Origin of the sequence: Paraburkholderia sp. PGU19 (genome assembly GCF_013426915.1) — a bacterium.
GTDB lineage: Bacteria > Pseudomonadota > Gammaproteobacteria > Burkholderiales > Burkholderiaceae > Paraburkholderia.
Genome location: NZ_AP023181.1, coordinates 602,867 through 622,731, shown reverse-complemented (window position 1 = coordinate 622,731; position 19,865 = coordinate 602,867). Strand labels below are relative to the sequence as shown.

General features: G+C 62.0%; 16 protein-coding genes. 15 read left to right on the top strand and 1 reads right to left on the bottom strand.

What is annotated here, in order from left to right:
- The first annotated feature begins 7 nt into the window (after positions 1-7).
- The 10 genes from H1204_RS32665 to H1204_RS32620 all read left to right on the top strand — a co-directional run bounded on the left by H1204_RS32665 (position 8) and on the right by H1204_RS32620 (position 10,705).
- Positions 8-1,096: an ABC transporter ATP-binding protein gene (locus H1204_RS32665; protein ID WP_180734657.1), complete on the top strand. Its 1,089-nt coding sequence runs from the start codon at positions 8-10 to the stop codon at positions 1,094-1,096.
- Between the two features lie 8 nt (positions 1,097-1,104).
- On the top strand, positions 1,105-1,800 hold the full coding sequence (locus tag H1204_RS32660; protein WP_180734656.1) for a GntR family transcriptional regulator: 696 nt from the start codon (positions 1,105-1,107) through the stop codon (positions 1,798-1,800).
- Between the two features lie 150 nt (positions 1,801-1,950).
- Positions 1,951-2,430 carry a DUF1348 family protein gene (locus H1204_RS32655; RefSeq protein WP_180734655.1) on the top strand — a complete coding sequence of 160 codons (480 nt, stop codon included), beginning with the start codon at positions 1,951-1,953 and terminating at the stop codon, positions 2,428-2,430.
- A gap of 318 nt (positions 2,431-2,748) precedes the next feature.
- Positions 2,749-3,963, top strand: coding sequence for an ABC transporter substrate-binding protein (locus H1204_RS32650; protein WP_180734654.1), 1,215 nt, complete (start codon positions 2,749-2,751; stop codon positions 3,961-3,963).
- 107 nt (positions 3,964-4,070) lie between these two features.
- Positions 4,071-4,946, top strand: coding sequence for a branched-chain amino acid ABC transporter permease (locus H1204_RS32645; protein WP_035995333.1), 876 nt, complete (start codon positions 4,071-4,073; stop codon positions 4,944-4,946).
- 8 nt (positions 4,947-4,954) lie between these two features.
- Complete coding sequence (locus H1204_RS32640; RefSeq protein WP_180734653.1) at positions 4,955-6,883, top strand: branched-chain amino acid ABC transporter ATP-binding protein/permease; 1,929 nt, start codon at positions 4,955-4,957, stop codon at positions 6,881-6,883.
- Positions 6,884-6,929: 46 nt separating this feature from the next.
- Positions 6,930-7,658, top strand: a complete 729-nt coding sequence (locus H1204_RS32635) for an ABC transporter ATP-binding protein (protein ID WP_180735115.1) — start codon at positions 6,930-6,932, stop codon at positions 7,656-7,658.
- Positions 7,659-7,861: 203 nt separating this feature from the next.
- Positions 7,862-9,184 (top strand): TIGR00366 family protein, encoded by a 1,323-nt coding sequence (locus H1204_RS32630; protein WP_180734652.1) that lies wholly within the window; start codon positions 7,862-7,864, stop codon positions 9,182-9,184.
- Between the two features lie 63 nt (positions 9,185-9,247).
- The gene (locus H1204_RS32625; RefSeq protein ID WP_180734651.1) at positions 9,248-10,279 is read left to right on the top strand and encodes a histone deacetylase family protein; all 1,032 of its coding nucleotides are present in this window, start codon (positions 9,248-9,250) and stop codon (positions 10,277-10,279) included.
- 147 nt (positions 10,280-10,426) lie between these two features.
- Complete coding sequence (locus tag H1204_RS32620; RefSeq protein WP_180734650.1) at positions 10,427-10,705, top strand: hypothetical protein; 279 nt, start codon at positions 10,427-10,429, stop codon at positions 10,703-10,705.
- Positions 10,706-10,727: 22 nt separating this feature from the next.
- Here the strand turns inward: H1204_RS32620 and H1204_RS32615 are convergent, their stop codons facing one another.
- Entirely contained in the window at positions 10,728-11,336 is a 609-nt protein-coding gene (locus H1204_RS32615; RefSeq protein WP_007576876.1) for a CDP-alcohol phosphatidyltransferase family protein, read from the bottom strand.
- Between the two features lie 286 nt (positions 11,337-11,622).
- Here H1204_RS32615 and H1204_RS32610 point away from each other — a divergent pair, with 286 nt between their 5' ends.
- From H1204_RS32610 to H1204_RS32590, 5 genes are all read left to right on the top strand, one after another.
- Entirely contained in the window at positions 11,623-14,829 is a 3,207-nt protein-coding gene (locus tag H1204_RS32610) for an efflux RND transporter permease subunit (RefSeq protein WP_180734649.1), read from the top strand.
- A gap of 28 nt (positions 14,830-14,857) precedes the next feature.
- Positions 14,858-16,108 (top strand): efflux RND transporter periplasmic adaptor subunit, encoded by a 1,251-nt coding sequence (locus tag H1204_RS32605; RefSeq protein ID WP_180734648.1) that lies wholly within the window; start codon positions 14,858-14,860, stop codon positions 16,106-16,108.
- Positions 16,109-16,131: 23 nt separating this feature from the next.
- Entirely contained in the window at positions 16,132-17,616 is a 1,485-nt protein-coding gene (locus H1204_RS32600) for an efflux transporter outer membrane subunit (RefSeq protein ID WP_243468981.1), read from the top strand.
- Between the two features lie 78 nt (positions 17,617-17,694).
- On the top strand, positions 17,695-18,381 hold the full coding sequence (locus H1204_RS32595) for a heavy metal response regulator transcription factor (RefSeq protein ID WP_007576885.1): 687 nt from the start codon (positions 17,695-17,697) through the stop codon (positions 18,379-18,381).
- Positions 18,378-19,841, top strand: a complete 1,464-nt coding sequence (locus H1204_RS32590; RefSeq protein WP_180734646.1) for a heavy metal sensor histidine kinase — start codon at positions 18,378-18,380, stop codon at positions 19,839-19,841. Before H1204_RS32595 ends, H1204_RS32590 begins: the two co-directional genes overlap by 4 nt.
- The last annotated feature ends 24 nt before the right edge of the window (positions 19,842-19,865 follow it).

Below are 19,865 nucleotides of genomic sequence, written 5' to 3'. Positions count from 1 at the left end.
GAACGACATGACTGCATTCCTGCAAATCCAGCGCCTGCGCAAGACTTACGACGACGTCGTCGCTATCGACCAGGTTTCCCTCGACGTGCGCAAGGGCGAGTTCATGACGTTCCTCGGACCGTCGGGCTCGGGCAAGAGCACGACGCTGTATATCGTCGCGGGCTTCCAGGAGCCGAGCGAAGGGCGCGTGCTGCTCGACGGCAAGCCGCTGCTGTCCGTCGCGCCGAACAAGCGCAATATTGGCATGGTGTTTCAACGCTATACGCTGTTTCCGCATCTGACGGTGGGCGAGAACATCGCGTTTCCGTTGCGGGTTCGCCGCCGTCCGGACGCGGAAGTGAAGACGAAGGTCGAGCAGATGCTCAAACTCGTGCATCTGTCCGAGTGCCGCGACCGGATGCCCGCGCAACTGTCGGGCGGCCAGCAGCAGCGCGTCGCGATTGCACGCGCGCTGGCCTATGATCCGCCTGTGCTGTTGATGGACGAGCCGCTGTCGGCACTCGATAAAAAGCTGCGCGAAGAAATCCAGCTTGAATTGCGCCGTATCCATCAGGAGACGGGCGTCACGATTCTCTATGTGACGCACGATCAGGAAGAGGCGCTGCGTCTGTCGGACCGGATTGCCGTGTTCAACAAGGGGCGTATCGAGCAGGTCGGCACGGGCGAGGAACTCTATTCGAACCCTGCGTCGCGTTTCGTCGCGAGCTTTATCGGCAATTCGAATTTCCTGCCGGTGCGCGTGACGTCGCACAGCGATGGTCGCATGAACGGCGTATTTCCGAACGGCCATGAAGTCGCGTCCGGCAGTTTCAATCCGGCGCTCACGGCAGGCGACGACGGCACGCTGATGGTGCGGCCCGAGCAGATGCGCATTCAGTCACTGCGCGACGCGAGCGGCACGACAGGCTTGCCCGTCACCGTGCGCGACATCACGTATCTCGGCGACGCCATGCACTACGCGGTCGCGACGCCGTGGCAGCAGGAGATCTCGATTCGCATGCCGGCGGGGCATCGGCATGACAGCGGGTTGTCGATTGGCACGCAGGCGCTCGTCGATTGGGACACGCGCGACGTGCGTCTCTTTGCCCAGGCGTGAGCACAGCCATGAGTGACGCGCTGCCTTCGCTGAAAGTCGAACGTCGCACGACGACGTTGCGCGAACTCGCGCTGGAGAAAATGCGCACGGCCATACTGGAGGCGCATTTTCATCCGGGCGAGCGGCTCGTCGAGCGTTCGTTGTGCGAGGAACTGGGTGTGAGCCGGACGGTGGTGCGCGAAGTGTTGCGGCACCTGGAGACGGAAGGACTCGTCGATTCGATCCCGAACCAGGGGCCGATCGTCGCGCTGCTCGATTCGGATACGGCTGCCGAAATCTACGAGATTCGCGCGTTGCTGGAAGGCGATGCTGCAATGGCATGCGCGCTGCGCGCTGACGAAGCGGTGTTCACGCGGCTTGCGGATTGCATTGCGAGCATTCAGCAGGCGTTCGAGCGACATGAGCATCAGACCGTGCGCGAATTGACGACGATGTTCTACGAACAGATGTTTCATGGCGGCGGCAAGAAGGTCGCATGGGAGATCGTGCAGACGCTGAATGCGCGCATCAACCGCCTGCGTGCGATGACGATTGCTTCCGACGATCGCGGGCGCCAGGCCGTGCAGGAAATGAACCGCATACTCGATGCGCTTCGTGCCCGCGACGCGCAACGCGCCCGCGATGCAGCGACCGCGCATGTGGCGCGCGTCGCGGACATCGCGGCGGGGTTGTTGCGTCAAACGGTGGGGGAAACGTCGGCTTGAGCGCATTCAACGCCTCACACCGCCACACACATACCGAACCTCGAAATAGCCGCCGTGCAAATCCAAAAAACCCCGCACTTCCCGACATGACAACACCTCGCATTTGCGAATAATGACCCACACCGTCACTATTCACAAAGAGAGAAGTCGATGTCGAGCACTACCGAAGTCCGTCCGCCGCTGCCTCCGTTTACGCGCGAAACCGCCGCACAGAAAGTACGCCAGGCCGAAGACGGCTGGAACTCACGCGATGCCGCAAAAGTCGCCTTGGTCTATTCCACCGACACATGGTGGCGCAACAGAGCCGAATTCGTGCAAGGTCGCGAAGAAGCGCGCGCCTTTCTCGAACGCAAATGGAGCAAGGAATTCGAGTACCGTCTGATCAAGGAGCTATGGGCCTTCACGGACAATCGCATCGCAGTTCGCTTCGCTTACGAGTGGCGCGACGATGCTGGCAACTGGTTCCGCTCATACGGTAACGAAAACTGGGAATTCGGCCCCGATGGCCTGATGCACCATCGTCACGCAAGCATCAACGACCTGCCGATCAAGGAAAGCGATCGCAAGTTCCATTGGCCGCTCGGCCGTCGCCCCGACGATCATCCAGGGTTGAGCGAACTGGGTCTCTGACCTGTTGCACTGACCCGTAATCCTTCATCACCTCCACTTAGCCGACCGTCCGCTGTCGGCTAAGTGCAATTCCATTCCCCGTTGCACGCACAACCAACAGGTCGTTGCATCTGCACCGATACAGTGCGTACGTGCGTAAGCACACTGAAGGTGTTGTTCCTTACGGGTAACTCCGCATAGTGGCAAAAAGCTTACGATTTCTATACTAGGTTGCCGTTTCGTATTAAGGCGATATAAAGCACGCCGTTTTACGAATCAGGCGGCGTCGGGAGACAGCCCGCGCCCGTCGAAAATAAAGAACATGCTACGGAGACGAACATGGTACTTCGCCTGAAGAGCGTTGTTGCTGCTCTCGCATTGTGTGTGGTCGCAACGGGTGGCTATGCGGCCGATCCGATCAAGATCGGTGTCGATGGTCCTTTCACAGGCGGCTCGTCGTCGATGGGCGTCAGCATGCGCGACGGCGTGCGGCTTGCGGCTGCTGAGATCAACAAGTCAGGCGGCGTGCTGGGCCGGCAGATCGTGCTCGTCGAACGCGACGACGAAGCAAAGAACGAGCGCGGCGTGCAGATCGCACAGGAACTCATCAACAAGGAAAAGGTAGTCGCCGTGGTCGGCTACATCAATACGGGTGTCGCGCTCGCGTCGCAGCGCTTCTTCCAGGAAGCGAAAATCCCCGTGTTCAACAACGTTGCGACGGGCAGTATCGTCACGAAGCAGTTCGCGGATCAGCCGGATAACTACGTGTTCCGCAACGCAGCCGCCGACCGCATTCAGGCGCCGATGATCGTCGAAGAAGCCGTCACCAAACGCGGCTTCAAGAAAGTCGCGATTCTCGCCGATTCGACGAACTACGGACAACTCGGCCGCGAGGATCTGGAAAAGGCGCTCGCTGCCAAGGGTGTGAAGCCGGTTACTGTCGAGAAGTTCAACATCAAGGACGTCGACATGACGGCCCAGTTGCTGAAGGCGAAAGACGCGGGCGCGGAAGCCGTGCTGACCTACGGCATCGGGCCCGAACTCGCGCAGATCGCCAACGGCATGGCCAAGCTTGGCTGGAAGGTGCCGCTGATCGGCAGCTGGACGCTTTCGATGGCGAACTACATCGACAACGCCGGCTCGAACGGCGAGGGCGCGCGCATGCCGCAAACCTTCATCCAGGAACCCAACACGCCGAAGCGCAAGGCCTTCATCGAAGCCTATATGAAGGAATTCAAACCGAAGAACAACCGGATCGATTCGCCCGTGTCGGCGGCGCAAGGCTATGACTCGGTCTATCTGCTCGCCGCGGCCATCACGCAGGCAGGCACGACGGACGGCCCGAAGCTGCGCGCCGCGCTCGAAAACCTCAACACAAAGGTCGAAGGCGTCGTGATGGTGTACGACAAGCCGTTCTCGCACGACGACCACGAGGCGATCAGCCCGAACGTGCCGGTTGTCGGCGAAGTGAAGGGCGGCCGCGTGATCTACGCGTACGACAACGACAAGAAAGGCGGCGGGCAACTGCGCACCAAGCAGGCATCCGCAAACTGAGCACAGCATGAAAAGCGAAGCCGCGCCCGCCGGACCGGCGGGGGCGGCTTTGTGCTGCGTGGCTCACGGCATCACTTACGGGGCGTTGCGATCGAGGCAATTGGACTATGGCCATTCTTCTTCAGCTCATCTATAGCGGCATTGCGCTCGGCATGATCTACGCCGTAATCGCGTTCGGCTACCAACTCACGTTCGCGACATCCGGCACGCTGAACTTCGGCCAGGGCGATGCGCTGATGCTCGGTGCGCTCGTGGGTCTTACGCTCGTCACGCTGGGCGTCAACTACTGGCTGATGATTCCCCTCGTGTGCGTATTCGGCCTGTTGCAGGGCGCGTTCGTCGAACGGATCGGCGTGCGGCCCGCGATCAAGATCAAGTCCGAGTTCGGCTGGATCATGTCGACGATTGCGCTCGGCATCATCTTCAAGAATGTCGCGGAAAACGTCTGGGGCCGCGACGATCTGCGCTTTCCGTCGCCGCTGCCCGAAGCGCCTATCAAGGTGTTCGGCGCAAACGTGCTGCCGATGGAACTGCTCGTCGTTGGCGGCGCATTGGTGCTGATGCTGGCCGTCGAGTTCTTCAACCGGCGCAGCATCTTCGGCAAGGCGGTCGTCGCGACATCGAACGATCGCGATGCCGCTGCGCTGATGGGCATCAATACCGGCCTGGTCATCACGTTCTCGTATGCGCTGTCGTCGCTGACGGCGGCCTTCGCCGGCGTGCTGATCGCGCCGCTCACGCTGACGGGCGCGACGATGGGCGCGGTGCTCGGCCTCAAGGCGTTCGCGGTGGCGATCATCGGCGGATTGTCGAGCGGTCTCGGTATCGTGGTCGGTGGCGTAATCCTGGGTATCGCGGAAACCACGACCGGCTTCTACATCTCGACGGGCTACAAGGACGTGCCCGGACTCGTGCTGCTGCTGATCGTGCTCGCGCTGCGTCCGGCAGGGCTGTTCGGCAAAACCGCGATCAAGAAAGTGTGAGGTCCGCCGTGAAAAAGAAAAACCTCATCGGCGCGCTGCTTGGTCTGGTTGCGCTAGCGGTCTTCCCGGTGCTGTCGGGCAATCCGTACTACATCCACCTCGTCGAAACGATCATGATCTACGCGATCCTGCTCTTCGGTCTCGACATCGTGGTCGGTTACACAGGGCAAGTGTCGCTTGGTCACGCGGGGCTGTTCGGCGTCGGCGCGTACACGGCGGGTGTGCTGTTCATCAAGCTCGGCATGCCGTTCTATGTGACCGTGCCGATGGCGATCGTCGTGACGGCCGCGTTCGGCGCGATTCTCGCGCTGCCCGCACTGCGCGTGTCGGGTCCATATCTCGCGATGGTCACGCTCGCGTTCGGCACGATCATCCAGATCCTGATCAACGAAATGGATTTTCTTACCAGCGGGCCGATGGGCATCAAGATCACGAAGCCCGTGATCGCGGGCCATATGCTCGATGAAACTCAATACTATTGGGTCGTGGCCGCGCTGTTGGTCGTCTCGCTCGTGGTCGTGCATCGCGTGCTGAAGTCGCACCTGGGCCGCGCCTTCGAGGCGCTGCGCGACAGCCCGATTGCATCCGACTGCATGGGCGTCTCGGTGTACCGCCACAAGGTCTACGCGTTCGTGATCAGCGCGGGCTTCGCCGGGCTCGCGGGCTGTCTGTATTCGTATTCTGAGCAGTACATCTCACCCAACACATACAATTTCGAGCTGACCATCCTGTTCCTGCTCGCGATCATCATGGGCGGCCGCAAGACGCGCACGGGCGCGCTGATCGGCTCGACGATCATCGTGTTGCTGCCCAAGCTGCTCGATGACATCTCGATGTTCCGCACGGTTGCAACGGCGCTCGCCGTCGTCGTGGTCGCGGGGGCGCTGTTCTCGATTGCGCGCAAGAGCGTGACGCCGCGCAAGGTCGCGATTCCGATTGTGGGCACGGTTGGCCTCGCGGTGTTCTCGTACTGGATCGATGCGTTGACCGATTGGCGGCTGACGATTTTCGGTTTGATGATTCTGCTGGTCGTCTACTACCTGCAGGACGGCGTGGTCGGTTTCGTGCGCAAGTTCTTCACGCATGGCCGCGTGCGTACCGTGACCGTCGATACGGTAAGGCCCGCGGAAATCACCGCCGATGCGGTGCTCGATGTGCACGCCAAAGGCGACGAAACCATTCTCGACGTGCGCGGCGTGCTGATGCAGTTCAGTGGCCTGAAGGCGCTGAACAACGTGAACCTGAAGGTGCGGCGCGGCACGATACATGGTCTGATCGGGCCGAACGGCTCGGGCAAGAGCACGATGATGAACGTGCTGACGGGTATCTATACACCCACTGCGGGCGCGATCGAGTATCGCGGCGAATCGATCGCAGGGCGCACGTCTGCTGCGATTGCGCTGTCGGGCATCGCGCGTACGTTCCAGAACGTGCAGCTGTTCGGCGAAATGACCGCGCTCGAAAACGTGCTGGTCGGTCTGCATCATACGTTCCGCTCGAACTTCGCCGATATCGGCCTGATGACGACGCGTTATCGTCAGGAAGAACGCGCGGCACGCGAGCGCGCGTTCGGCATGCTGCGCTTCGTCGGTCTGGAGAATGTCGCGGCGGAAGAGGCGCGCAATCTGCCGTACGGCAAGCAGCGTCTGCTAGAAATCGCCCGCGCGCTGGCGCTCGATCCCCAAGTGCTGTTGCTCGACGAACCCGCCGCGGGTCTCACCGCGCCGGACATCAAGGAACTGGTGCGCATCATTCGCAAGGTCCGCGATCACGGCATTACGGTGGTGCTGATCGAGCATCACATGGACGTCGTGATGTCGGTGTGCGACACGGTTTCAGTACTCGATTTCGGGCAGAAGATCGCCGAGGGCAAGCCGTCCGAGATCCAGGAAAACGAAAAAGTTATCGAAGCGTATCTGGGTGGCGTAGCCGCTTGAGCGCACGTTTCGATCGAACGACAACGGCATGAATGGGGAACACGCGATGTTATCGATCCGCAATCTGCATGCGGGCTACGGCAAGGTTCAGGTGTTGCACGGCATTTCGATGGACGTGCCGAAGGCTTCCGTCGTCACGCTGATCGGCTCGAACGGCGCGGGCAAGACCACGACGATGCGCGCCGTGTCGGGCATGATCCGTCCGAGCGAGGGCGAGATCACGATGGGCGAAGGCGCATCGGCCAAACGCATCGATTCGCTCGATTCGCACCGTATCGCACGTCTGGGTCTCGCGCATTCGCCCGAGGGCCGGCGCGTGTTTTCGACGATGACCGTCACCGACAACCTGTTGCTAGGCGCATTTCCGCGTTTGACATGGGCGCGGCCGCGTGGCGACATCAACGCGGATCTCGAACGCGCGATCGATCTGTTTCCGCGCCTCAAGGAGCGCCGCAATCAACTGGCGGGCACGCTGTCGGGCGGCGAGCAGCAGATGCTGGCCATGGCGCGCGCGATCATGCTGAACCCGGATCTGGTGTTGCTCGACGAACCGTCGATGGGACTCGCGCCGATTCTCGTCGACGAGGTGTTTCGAATCATCGAGCGCCTGAAAGAGCAGGGCGTGACGATGCTGCTCGTCGAGCAGTTCGCGGCAGCCGCGTTGAATGTCGCCGATTACGGTTACGTGCTGGAAAACGGCCGCATCGCGACACATGGATCGGCGATGCAGTTGCGTAATGATCCGATGGTCAAGGCCGCGTATCTGGGGCATTGAACTGAACGCGCCGCTAACGGCGGCGCACATTTCATTCATTTCTTTAAGGTCGTTGAAAGCTTCAATTCAGCGACACGTCTGCACTCATTCCTCTCCAATAGAACGTAAAGCGACCGCTTGTGCAGTTCGCCGACTCGTTACGGATAGCTGTGGCAGAATCTCGCGCGCATCCAACGAACAATTGAACAAGTGCCGGAGACGTCGTGATTCAAGGTATTGCCCGCTTCTTTACGCAGGTGGTTCATCGCTTTCTGCCTGATCCTCTTATTTTCGCGCTGCTTCTGACGGCGATTACTTTTGCGCTGGCATTGGGTCTCACGCCCCAGTCACCTGGCGATCTCGTCTTCATGTGGGGCAGCGGATTCTGGAATCTGCTCGCCTTCACGATGCAGATGGCGATGATCCTCGTAACGGGGCACGCATTGGCGACGTCGGGTCCCGTCAAGCGCGTGCTGTCGGCTCTCGGCGGCATGGCGAAGACGCCAGCGCAAGGCACGATGCTGGTCGCGTTCGTGAGCGGCGTGGCATGCGCGATCAACTGGGGCTTCGGTCTCGTGCTCGGCGCCATGTTCGCGCGAGAAGTGGCAAGGCGTGTGCGCGGCGTCGACTACCGGCTGCTGGTTGCAGCCGCGTACATGGGCTTTCTCACCTGGCACGGTGGCCTGTCGGGTTCGGTGCCGCTGGTCGCTGCGACCAAGGGCAATCCGATGGAAAAGGTGATTGGCCTGATTCCCGTGTCGCAGACGCTCTTCACGGGATACAACCTCTTCATCACCGTCGCGCTGATCGTCGCATTGCCGCTGCTGGTGCGCGCGATGATGCCGCGAGCCGAAGATGTCGTCTCCGTCGATCCCGCGCTCCTCGTCGACGAGCCCGTGATGGAACGCAAGATCACGGCGCAATCCACGCCTGCGGAACGTATCGAAGAGAGCCGCATTCTGTCTGTTCTGGTCGCGCTGCTGATCGCTGCCTATCTGGTGATCCGCTTCACGAAGAAAGGCTTCAGCCTCGACATCGATACCGTCAATATCGTCTTCCTTGCAGCGGGCATTCTGCTGCACAAGACGCCAATGGGTTACGCGCGTGCAATCGGCAACGCGGCGCGCGGCACAGCGGGCATCATGATCCAGTTTCCGTTCTATGCGGGCATTCAGGCCACGATGGACCACTCGGGTCTTGCGGGCGTGATCACGAACTGGTTCATCGAAATTGCCAACGTGCATACGTTCCCGCTGCTGACGTTCCTGAGTTCGGCTGTGATCAACTTCGCGGTGCCGAGCGGCGGCGGCCACTGGGTCGTGCAGGGCCCGTTCGTGATGCCCGCTGCGAAGGCGATCGGCGCGGACCTCGGCAAGTCTGCGATGGCGATTGCCTACGGCGAAGCGTGGACCAACATGGCCCAGCCTTTCTGGGCATTGCCTGCCTTGGCGATTGCAGGGCTCGGCGTGCGCGACATCATGGGCTATTGCGTGACGGCGCTGCTGTTCTCGGGCGTGATTTTCGTCGCGGGACTGTATCTTTTCTGACGTCGTTCGCAATGCGGTGCCGCAACGGTAGACTGTGCGTTCCTTTCTGCGGCGTACAGAACCATGCAAACCATCTACAGTAGCGATCACCGCTTGCATCAAGGCGTCGAACTCAAGGACGGCGCCGTCTCCGATTCTTTCGAAAAGCCGATCCGCGCAGAGACCGTGCTGAAGCAGGTCAAGGCTGCGGGCCTGGGCGATGTTCTAACGCCGAACGTCTATGAGCGGGCGTGCTATGTCGGCGCACATAGCGAACGCTACGTCGAATTTCTCGCATCGGCATGGGACGAGTGGGCCGCAACGGGCCGCACATGCCAGGCGTTGCCGCTCGTTTGGCCAGTTCGTGGCTTGCCCTCCACGGCGATGCCGCAATTCATCGACGGCAAGCTCGGCTTCTTTTCGATGGATGCCGGTTCGCCCATCAACGCAGGGACGTGGAGCGCGGTGTCGTCGAGCGCGAACTCGGCGCTGACAGGAATCGATGCACTGGCACGCGGCGACAAGGCGGTCTTTGCGTTGTGCCGCCCGCCGGGGCATCACGCAGGCCGTGAATACATGGGTGGCTATTGCTATCTGAACAATGCCGCCATAGCGGCGCAACGTTGTATCTCGCAGGGCGCGAAGCGCGTTGCCGTGCTCGATATCGATTTCCATCACGGCAATGGCACACAAGATATCTTCTACGACCGCAATGACGTGTTGTTCGTGTCGATACACGGCGATCCCGCCGTATCGTTTCCCTACTTCTCCGGCTTTGCCGGCGAGCGCGGCACGGGCGAAGGCGTGGGCTTCAACCTGAATCTGCCGCTGCCGAAGGGCACGGCAATGGAACAGTACGGACCTGCGTTGCAGCACGCAGGTTCGGCGATCGCGAATCATGCGCCCGACGCGCTCGTTGTTTCGCTCGGTGTCGATACATTCGAGGGCGATCCCATCAGCCATTTCCGTTTGCGCACGCCGGACTATCTGCGCGTCGGTGAAATGCTCGCGAGCTTTGGTTTGCCGACGCTCTTCGTGATGGAAGGCGGGTACATGGTCGATGAGATCGGCATCAATGCCGTCAATGTACTGTTGGGTTTTGAAGGCCGGGCGTAACCGCAGCGAATCTGGCAGCTTCGTCATACTTATGCCAGCGTTGCGCCACTCTTGAAGCGTAGAGTTAATACAGCCGTTGCAGACACCGCGAGCCGTCTGCGACGACTGTATTCGCTGCACAGTCTCTCGCGATCAAGGAGCCTTGAAATGAAGCAACTTCTTCTCAGTCTCGTGGTAACGGCGGGCGTAGCAGCCATGTCGAGCGCGTATGCGCAACAAATGCCGAGCGATCAACCGATGGACCAGAGCCAGGCGCAATCGGCCGCGCCAGCGGACACGGGTCAGGGCGGCGTGAATTGGGGCAGCGCGGCGCAAGGCGCCCGTAATGACCCGGAGACGCGTCAGGACGTGCGCCAGCAATTGATACAGTCCGAGCGTGACGGGCAACTACAAACGCTCAATCGCACCGTTTACAACGGCAATTGATTGCGCACTGCACGCCTGACAATCAGGGCTTTGGAATACGGATGCGGCTGATCATCAGCGATCCGGAAATGCCATAGACCAGCGTCAACGGATGCAGCACATGACCTGCAATCCGCCATTCGCCGAACCATAATTGCGGACCGAGAGCCCCCTGCCACGCGGCGATGGCGAGCAGCAGCACGATTGCGAACGATGTCGGAATAGGCGTGCCCTCGAAGTGTGTCACTTTCCCCGTCCCGCCCGACATCGTCTCCGCCGTCACGTTGTAGCGCGCGAGCCGCGACACGCCGCACGCCACAAAATACGCAAGCAGAACGCGGTCATAGAGGCCGCGCATGCCACATCCATAGCCGATGATGGCGGGCGCCACGCCGAACGAGATCACGTCGGCTAGCGAATCCAGTTCCTTCCCGAGCAGCGAAGCCTTCTGCCGCCAGCGCGCGATGCGTCCATCCAGCACGTCGAACACCAGCGCCGCAAACACGAGTGCACAGGCGAAGTAAACGTGCATGACGTTCGCGCTGCCGATATAACTCATCATCGAAAACAGTGCGCCCGTGCCGCACACGGCATTGCCGAGCGTAAACCAGTCGGCGAGATGAAACTCGCGAATCATCGAAAAACGCTTCATGTTGGCCTTTTTGTCGAGCAGTGGAACGAGTATAGCGGTCCCGATTACATGCGTTGCCTGCAAGACACGTGCCGCAAAAACGCCCGCGCCGAAACGGACGGTAACACGTGCATGCATGAGAAATAGCATTCAAAGCCGAAAATGGCAAAACTGCCATTTTGGCGCCATCAGTTCGTTGGGCCTCGCGCACTAGCATTTACACCTGGTTGCCGCGGACGCGCAGCAAGACACTGACGCCGCTGCCTCACGTCTCACTTGCGCGCTTCTTTCGGATACCAACACCTGTATGTGGATCGTCAATCTCGCATTGAAGCGGCCGTACACGTTCATCGTGATGGCCATATTGATCGTGCTGGCGACACCATTCGTGCTGTTCACGACGCCCGTCGACGTGCTGCCGGAAATCAACATTCCCGTCGTCAGCATTATCTGGAACTACACGGGTTTGTCCGCCAAAGACATGGCGAACCGCATCACGTCCGTCAACGAGCGCAGCCTGACGACGACCGTCAACGACATCGAGCACATCGAATCGCAATCGCTCGCGGGCATTGCGATCATCAAGCTCTTTCTGCAACCGACCGCGAACATCCAGACGGCCATCGCGCAGACCGTCGCCGTCGAGCAGGCGCAACTCAAACAGATGCCGCCCGGCGCGACGCCGCCGCTCGTCATCAGCTACTCGGCTTCGAGCATTCCCGTCATTCAACTGGGGCTGTCGAGCCCGCGTTTATCCGAACAGGATCTGAACGACACGGCGCTCAATTTCCTGCGTCCGCAACTCGTGACGATTCCGGGCGCAGCCGTGCCGTATCCATATGGCGGCAAGAGCCGTCTGATTTCCGTCGATCTCGACACGCGCGCATTGCTCGCCAAGGGACTGACGCCGCTCGACGTCGTCAACGCCGTCAACGCGCAAAACCTGATCCTGCCCACAGGCACCGCGAAGATCGGACCGAAGGAATACACGGTCAACATGAACGGCTCGCCGACTACCGTCGCGGGCCTGAACGACATTCCCGTGCGCACGGTCAACGGCGCGACGACCTATCTGCGCGAAGTGGCGCACGTGCGCGACGGCTTCTCTCCGCAGACGAACATCGTGCGCGAGAACGGCCGGCGCGGCGTGTTGATTTCGATTCTGAAGACAGGCAGCGCGTCGACGCTCTCGATCGTCAACACGCTGCGCGGGCTCTTGCCGAACGCAGAGGCTGCGCTGCCGCCCGATCTCAAGGTCACGCCACTATTCGATCAATCGGTGTTCGTGAAAGCCGCGATTCGCGGCGTAGTGCGCGAAGCCGTGATCGCCGCCGCGCTGACGGCCGCGATGATCCTGCTGTTTCTCGGCAACTGGCGCAGCACCTGCATCATCGCCATTTCGATTCCGCTGTCCATTCTGACGTCGCTGATCGCGCTGCACGCGCTCGGACAGACCATCAACATCATGACGCTGGGCGGCCTCGCGCTCGCGGTCGGGATACTGGTCGACGATGCAACCGTCACGATCGAGAACATCGAGCGGCACTTGCACATGGGCACGAATCTGCACGATGCGATTCTCGACGGCGCGGGCGAGATCGCGATTCCCGCGCTCGTGTCGACGCTGTGCATCTGTATCGTGTTCGTGCCGATGTTCTTCCTGACGGGCGTCGCGCGCTATCTGTTCGTGCCGCTCGCGGAAGCCGTGGTGTTCGCGATGCTCGCGTCGTACGTGCTGTCCAGAACCCTCGTGCCGACGCTCGCGATGCTGCTGATGGGGCACGCGCACAAGCGTGACGCGAATGCACGCCCCAATCTGTTCATGCGGATGTATCACCGTTTCGACCGCGGCTTCGAGACCATGCGCGCCGCGTACATCATGGTGCTCAGCAGCCTGCTGGTGCGGCGGCGTCTGTTCGGTACGCTGTTCCTCGGCTTCTGTGTGGTGTCGTTAGGCCTGGCGTTCGTGTTGGGCGAAGACTTTTTCCCACGCGTCGACGCCGGCCAGATACGCCTGCATATGCGCGCGCCGACAGGCACACGGATCGAAGAAACGGCGCGGCTCGCCGATCAGGTCGAGAAGGTAGTGCGCGAGGTGATTCCGCCCGACGAACTCGGCACTGTGCTCGACAACCTCGGCTTGCCATATAGCGGCATTAATCTCTCATACAGCAACGCGGGGACGATCGGCACGCTCGACGGCGACATACTGCTTGCGCTCAACGAAGACCACAAGCCGAGCCTTAGCTATGTCGACCGGTTGCGCGCGATATTGCCGCAACGCTTTCCGGGCACCGAGTTCTTCTTTCAGCCAGCCGATATCGTCACGCAGATCCTCAACTTCGGCTTGCCCGCCGCTGTCGATGTGCAGATCGTCGGCGCGAATCAGGAGGGCAATCTGGACATTGCGCGCAAGCTGCTCAAGCAGATCCGCACCATTCCCGGCGCCGTCGATGCGCACATCCAGCAGAAGCTCGACGAGCCTGTCATCAATCTGCAGATGGACCGCACGCGTTTGCAGCAGCTGAATCTCAACGCGAACAATGTCGCGCAGAATCTGTTGATCTCGCTGTCGGGCAGTTCGCAGACGTCGCCGGGGTTCTGGTTCAATCCGCGCAACGGCGTCGAATACAACCTCGCCGTGCAGACGCCGCAATATCAGATTTCGTCGGTGGATCAACTGTTGCGCACGCCCATATCGGCAACGTCGACCGGGCCGACGCAACTGCTCGGCAACCTCGTGCAGGTCTCGCCGCAGACCCAGTTCGCGATGGTCACGCATTACAACATCCGCCCGGTGATCGATGTGTTCGTGAGCGTCGAGGGGAGCGATCTCGGCAGCGTCGACAAACAGGTTGAAAAGCTCGTCGATCAGGCGCGCGCGACGTTGCCGCGCGGCAGCCAGATCGCGATACGCGGCCAGGTCCAGACCATGCGCACGTCGTACTTCGGCCTGGGCATCGGCGTGGCGATGGCGATCGTGCTGGTCTATCTGCTGATCGTCGTGAACTTCCAGTCGTGGATCGATCCGCTGATCATCGTCAGCGCGTTGCCGGCCGCGCTGGCGGGCATCGTCTGGATGCTGTTCCTGACGGGCACGCATCTGAGCGTGCCCGCGCTGACAGGCGCAATCATGACGATGGGCGTCGCGACCGCGAACAGTATTCTGATGGTGTCGTTCGCGCGCCAACGCCTGACGGCGGGCGCGCCGCCGCTCACGGCGGCACTCGAAGCGGGCGCGAGCCGGATCAGGCCCGTGTTGATGACCGCGTTCGCGATGATCATCGGCATGATCCCGATGGCGCTCGGACTCGGCGAAGGCGCCGAGCAGAACGCGCCGCTGGGACGCGCGGTGATCGGCGGCCTGCTGTTCGCGACGGTATCGACGCTTTTCTTCGTGCCCTTGCTGTTTGCGGGCATTCACAGCCGGCTCGTGCATCGCAAGGCGGCACGGGAGCACGGCGAGCAACAGCACGGTGACGCTCATGGACGACATGGCCGAGACGACGAGTAAGGACACAGCCCGAACACGGACGATTGAGATGACTGAAAAAACGCATTCTTCGCTAGCGATCCCCGCACGGGAGACCCAGGACGGGCACGCGCTGCCGCCGCGCCATCGCGAATGGCGCCGCGCGAAGATCGCGGTCGTGATCGTGCTGATTCTGCTGGCGATCGGCGCGTTGCGTACGGTGGTGGCGAACATCATGCAAAGCCGCTCCGTCGCGCAAACCACGCAGCAAAACGCGAAGCAATACGTCGATGTGGTGACGCCGAAGCAGACGGATGGCAGCGCGGGCGTCACGGTCCTGCCGGGAACCTTGCGCGGCTACGTCGAGTCGCCCATCTTCGCGCGCGCAACGGGTTATCTGCTGCACTGGTATGCCGATATCGGCGCACGCGTGCAGGAAGGCCAGTTGCTCGCCGAACTCGATACGCCTGAGATCGATCAGGAGCTCGCGCAAGCCGTTGCGCAGCGCGACCAGATCCAGTCGAGCCTCGGCCTCGCGAAGAGCTCATACGAGCGCTGGCAGCAGCTGCGTCAGCGCGATGCCGTCTCGCAACAGGAACTCGACGAACGGCAAAGCACCTATTCGCAGGACGTGGCCAATCTCGCCGCCGCCGAAGCGAACGTGAAGCGGCTGCGCCAGCTCGAAAGCTTCAAGCGCATCGTGGCGCCGTTCGCGGGCGTGGTCACGCAACGCAATGTCGATGTCGGCGATCTGATCGACGCGGGCAGCGGCACGAGCCGCGCGCTGTTCGCGCTCGCGCAGTCGGACCCGCTGCGCGTCTTCGTGCAATTGCCGCAGGCCTACGCGCAGAACATCAAGGTCGGCGAGGACGTGGTCGTCACGCAGGCGGAACTGCCGGGCCAGCAGTTCAATGGACGCATCACGCACATTTCCGGCGCGATCGACGTGCCCACGCGTTCCTTGCAGGTGGAAGTGACACTGCGCAATCCCGACGGCAAGCTGAGGCCAGGCGCCTACGTGCAGGTCGCGCTGCCTTCGGGCGCACGCGCGCAGTTGTCGGTGCCGGGCAATGCGTTGCTGTTCCGCGCCGAAGGGCCGCGCGTTGCCGTGGTCGATGGCGATGGCGTCGTGCATCTGCACAAGGTCACGATTGCGCAGGATCTCGGGCAGACGCTCGAAATCGAAAGCGGCATCGAACCGAACGACCGCGTGATCATCAACCCGAGCGATTCGATCGAGGACGGCGATCATGTCGTGGTGACGCGTCCGCAATCGCAACCTCCATCGCAACCCCAGGCGAAGAACAAGGCGGCGTCGTGAACACGCTCATCCTTGCCGCGCGAATGGGCACGCTGGCTCTTGCGGCCACGCTGTGCGCATGCACGGTCGGCCCCGACTACAAGACGCCGATGACGGACGCGCCGCCCACGTGGCGCACCGATTCGTACTGGCGTCTTGCGCAGCCCTCGCATGCGCCGCTCGCACCGGACTGGTGGAAGGCGTTCGGCGACACGACGCTCGATACGCTCGAATCGCAGGCGCTCGCGGAAAACCAGACGCTGGCCGCCGCCAGTGCGCATTATGCGCAGGCACGCGCCACGCTCGCCAACACGCGCGCGCAACTGATTCCCGAAGTCGATCTGTCGGCTTCCGCGGCGCGGCAGCGCATTTCGAAGAACCGGCCCGTCACCAACTACGCGACGCCTAACGCGTCGACGGTGCAAAACGACTTGCAGATCGGCACGACGATCAACTACGACGTCGATCTGTTCGGCCGCATTCGCCGTGAAGTGGAGGGCGCGCGGGCGTCGGCGGAACAGTCTCTCGACGATCTCGCGAATGCGCGGCTCGTACTCACCACCGATCTCGCCACGGACTATTTCTCGTTGCGCGAGCTCGATGCGGAAATCGACGTGTTGAACCGCTCAGTGCAGCTGCAGCAGAAAGCGCTCGACTACGTGACGACCGAGCACGATCTCGGCTCCGTGTCCGGACTCGACGTGTTGCAGCAGAAGTCGCTGCTCGATCAGACGCGTGTGCAGGCGCAGCTTCTCGTCACGCAGCGCGAGCAGTTCGCGCATGCGATTGCCGCGCTCGTCGCGGTGCCCGCGCCGCAGTTTTCGATTGAGCCGAAAGTGGTCGAGTATCCCGTGCCTGCGATTCCGCTTGGCCTGCCGAGCGATGTATTGCAGCGCCGCCCGGATATCGCATCGGCGGAACGCGCGATGGCGGCGGCGAACGCGCAGATCGGCGTCGCGAAGGCGGCGTTCTTTCCGAGCCTGACGCTAACGCCGGGCATCGGCTGGCAAAGCACGGATCTCGCGAGCCTGTTTAGCGCGCCGAGCCTGATGTGGTCGCTAGGCACCGCGCTGAGCCAGGTCGTGTTCGACGGCGGGCGGCGCGCGGCCAATGTCGATTTCGCCAGCGAGGGCTACAAGGCTGCGCAGGCCAATTACCGGCAAGCGGTGTTGACGGCGTTCCAGCAGGTGCAGGACGGCATCACGGGGCTTTCCGTTCTGGATAGCGCCGCGTCGCAGTCGCGCGATGCCGTCGCCGATGCGCAGCGGCTGCTGTCGCTCGCCAACGACCGCTATTCGGGCGGACTCGTCGCCTATCTGGATGTGATCACCGCGCAGCAATCATTGCTGGCGAGCCAGCGTCAGGACGTACAGATTCACGGCCAGCAGATGACGACATCCGTCGCGCTCGTGAAAGCCCTGGGCGGCGGCTGGGACGTGCAGCAAGCGGACGCGCAGCGCATGCCGGGCGATGCGGCAAAAGATGCATCGAACGATAACGGCGCATCTATAACGCACCCACCAGATTGAAACCAAAGTGTAGAGGACGGGCTGAACAGGTTTGAAAAGCCTACTTATAATGAAGAGGACAATACAAAAGGAGCGCCCATGAAGCTGCTCATCGTGGAGGATGAATTCAAGGTCGTCGATTATCTGCGCCGTGGCCTGACGGAGCAGGGCTGGGTGGTCGACGTCGCGCTGGACGGCGAAGAGGGCCTGCATCTCGCGTCCGAGTTCGACTACGACATCATCGTGCTCGACGTGATGCTGCCCAAGCGCGATGGGCTCAGCGTGCTCAAGGCGCTGCGCATGCGCAAGTCGACGCCCGTCATCATGCTGACCGCGCGCGATCACGTGAACGACCGCGTGCGCGGCCTGCGCGAAGGTGCCGACGACTATCTGACCAAGCCCTTTTCGTTTCTCGAACTGGTCGAGCGGCTGCACGCGCTCGCACGGCGCACGCGCGTGCAGGAATCGACGCTGATCTGCGTCGGCGACCTGTATGTCGATCTGATCGGCAGGCGCGCGACGCGTAGCGGCGTGCGGCTCGATCTGACGGCGAAAGAGTTCCAGTTGCTCAGCGTGCTCGCGCGACGGCAGGGCGATATCCTGTCGAAGGCGATCATCACGGAACTCGTCTGGGACGTGAACTTCGACAGTCACACGAACGTCGTCGAGACAGCGATCAAGCGGCTGCGCGCGAAGCTCGACGGCCCGTTCCAAACCAAGCTACTGCACACCATGCGCGGCATGGGCTACGTGCTCGAAGTCCGCGAGGAAGCGGAGGCATCATGACTCGCTCGACCCGTTCCATCGCACGACGTCTCGCGCTGCTGTTCGCGCTCGTCGCGCTGTCTGTTTTTACGCTGGTGGACACGGGGCTGTTTCTCGTGCTGCGCTCGCAACTGGAGCAGCGCCTGCGCGATTCGCTCGATAGCCGCACGGAAGTCGCGCGGATCATCGTGCATCACGCGATCAACCGTGACAAGTGGCGCATGGCGCAAGAGAAGCTCGCGGACATGACGCCGCGCGACGGCACGAATGCCTATTCGATTTCGAGCACGAATCCGCTGTTTAACTACGGCCACCCGGTGACGGGCACGATCGCGCAGCAATGGCGCGGCGACTATGCGCGCGTCACGCACAACGGTACCGACCATGATTTGCTGACGCGCACGCTGACAATTCCGCCCAACGGCGAACGTCCTCAGGTGCAGTTGCAGGTGGCGACCAGTTACGCGCCGACCGAGCAGGCCTTGCGCGAATTCGGCCTGGCACTGGCTGCGTTGTCGGCGCTCGGCGCGCTCGGCGCGTCGCTACTGAGCTATTGGGTCACGCGCATCGGCCTCGCGCCCTTGCGCCGATTGACGGTGGACGCTTCGGAAGTGAGCGCCGATAACCGCTCGCAGCGGCTGCGCACCACCGAGCTTCCATTCGAGCTGAACGATCTCGCCAATTCGTTCAACGGCGCGCTGGAGCGGCTCGATCAGGCGTATGTGCGACTCGAATCGTTCAATGCCGACGTCGCGCACGAGTTGCGCACGCCTGTGACGATCCTGATTGGGCAAACGCAGGTGGCGTTGACGCGCAACCGCTCGGTCGACGACCTGCGCCGCACGCTGCAATCGAATCTCGAAGAGTTCGAGCGGATGCGCGGCATCATCAACGACATGCTGTTTCTGGCGCGCGCCGATCAGGGCGAGCGGGCGACGGAACTGGTCGAAGTGTCGCTTGCGACGGAAATTGCGCGCACCGTCGAGTTCCTCGAAATGCCGATGGAAGAGGCGCAGGTGCAGGCGCAATTGCACGGCGATGCGGTGGCGCGCGTCAATCGTTCGCTGTTCGGCCGGGCTTTTGCGAACCTGCTGATCAACGCGATCCACCATACGAGGCCCGGCGCGATGATCCAGGTGACGGTATCGCGCGAAGCGGGCCGCGTGTGGATCGCCGTGGCCAATCCCGGCGAGCCAATCGCGCGGGACGTGCTCGATCACGCGTTCGACCGCTTCTATCGCGCGGAACTGTCGCGCACGAACAGCCGCGAGAATCACGGCCTCGGGCTGGCGATCGTCAAGGCGGTCGCCGACATGCACGGCGGCGTGGTGTTCGCGCGCAGCCAGGACGGCGTGAACACGTTCGGGTTTTCTATCATGAGCACCGATACGGCGCGTCCGCCGAAAGCCGAGCCGGCCGCGAAGGACGCGCAGCAGCTGGGGTCACGGCCTGTGGTGTCGGCGCCGCTCAAATCGCCTTGAGGCCGCCGGTAAAAGGTTGGGCGT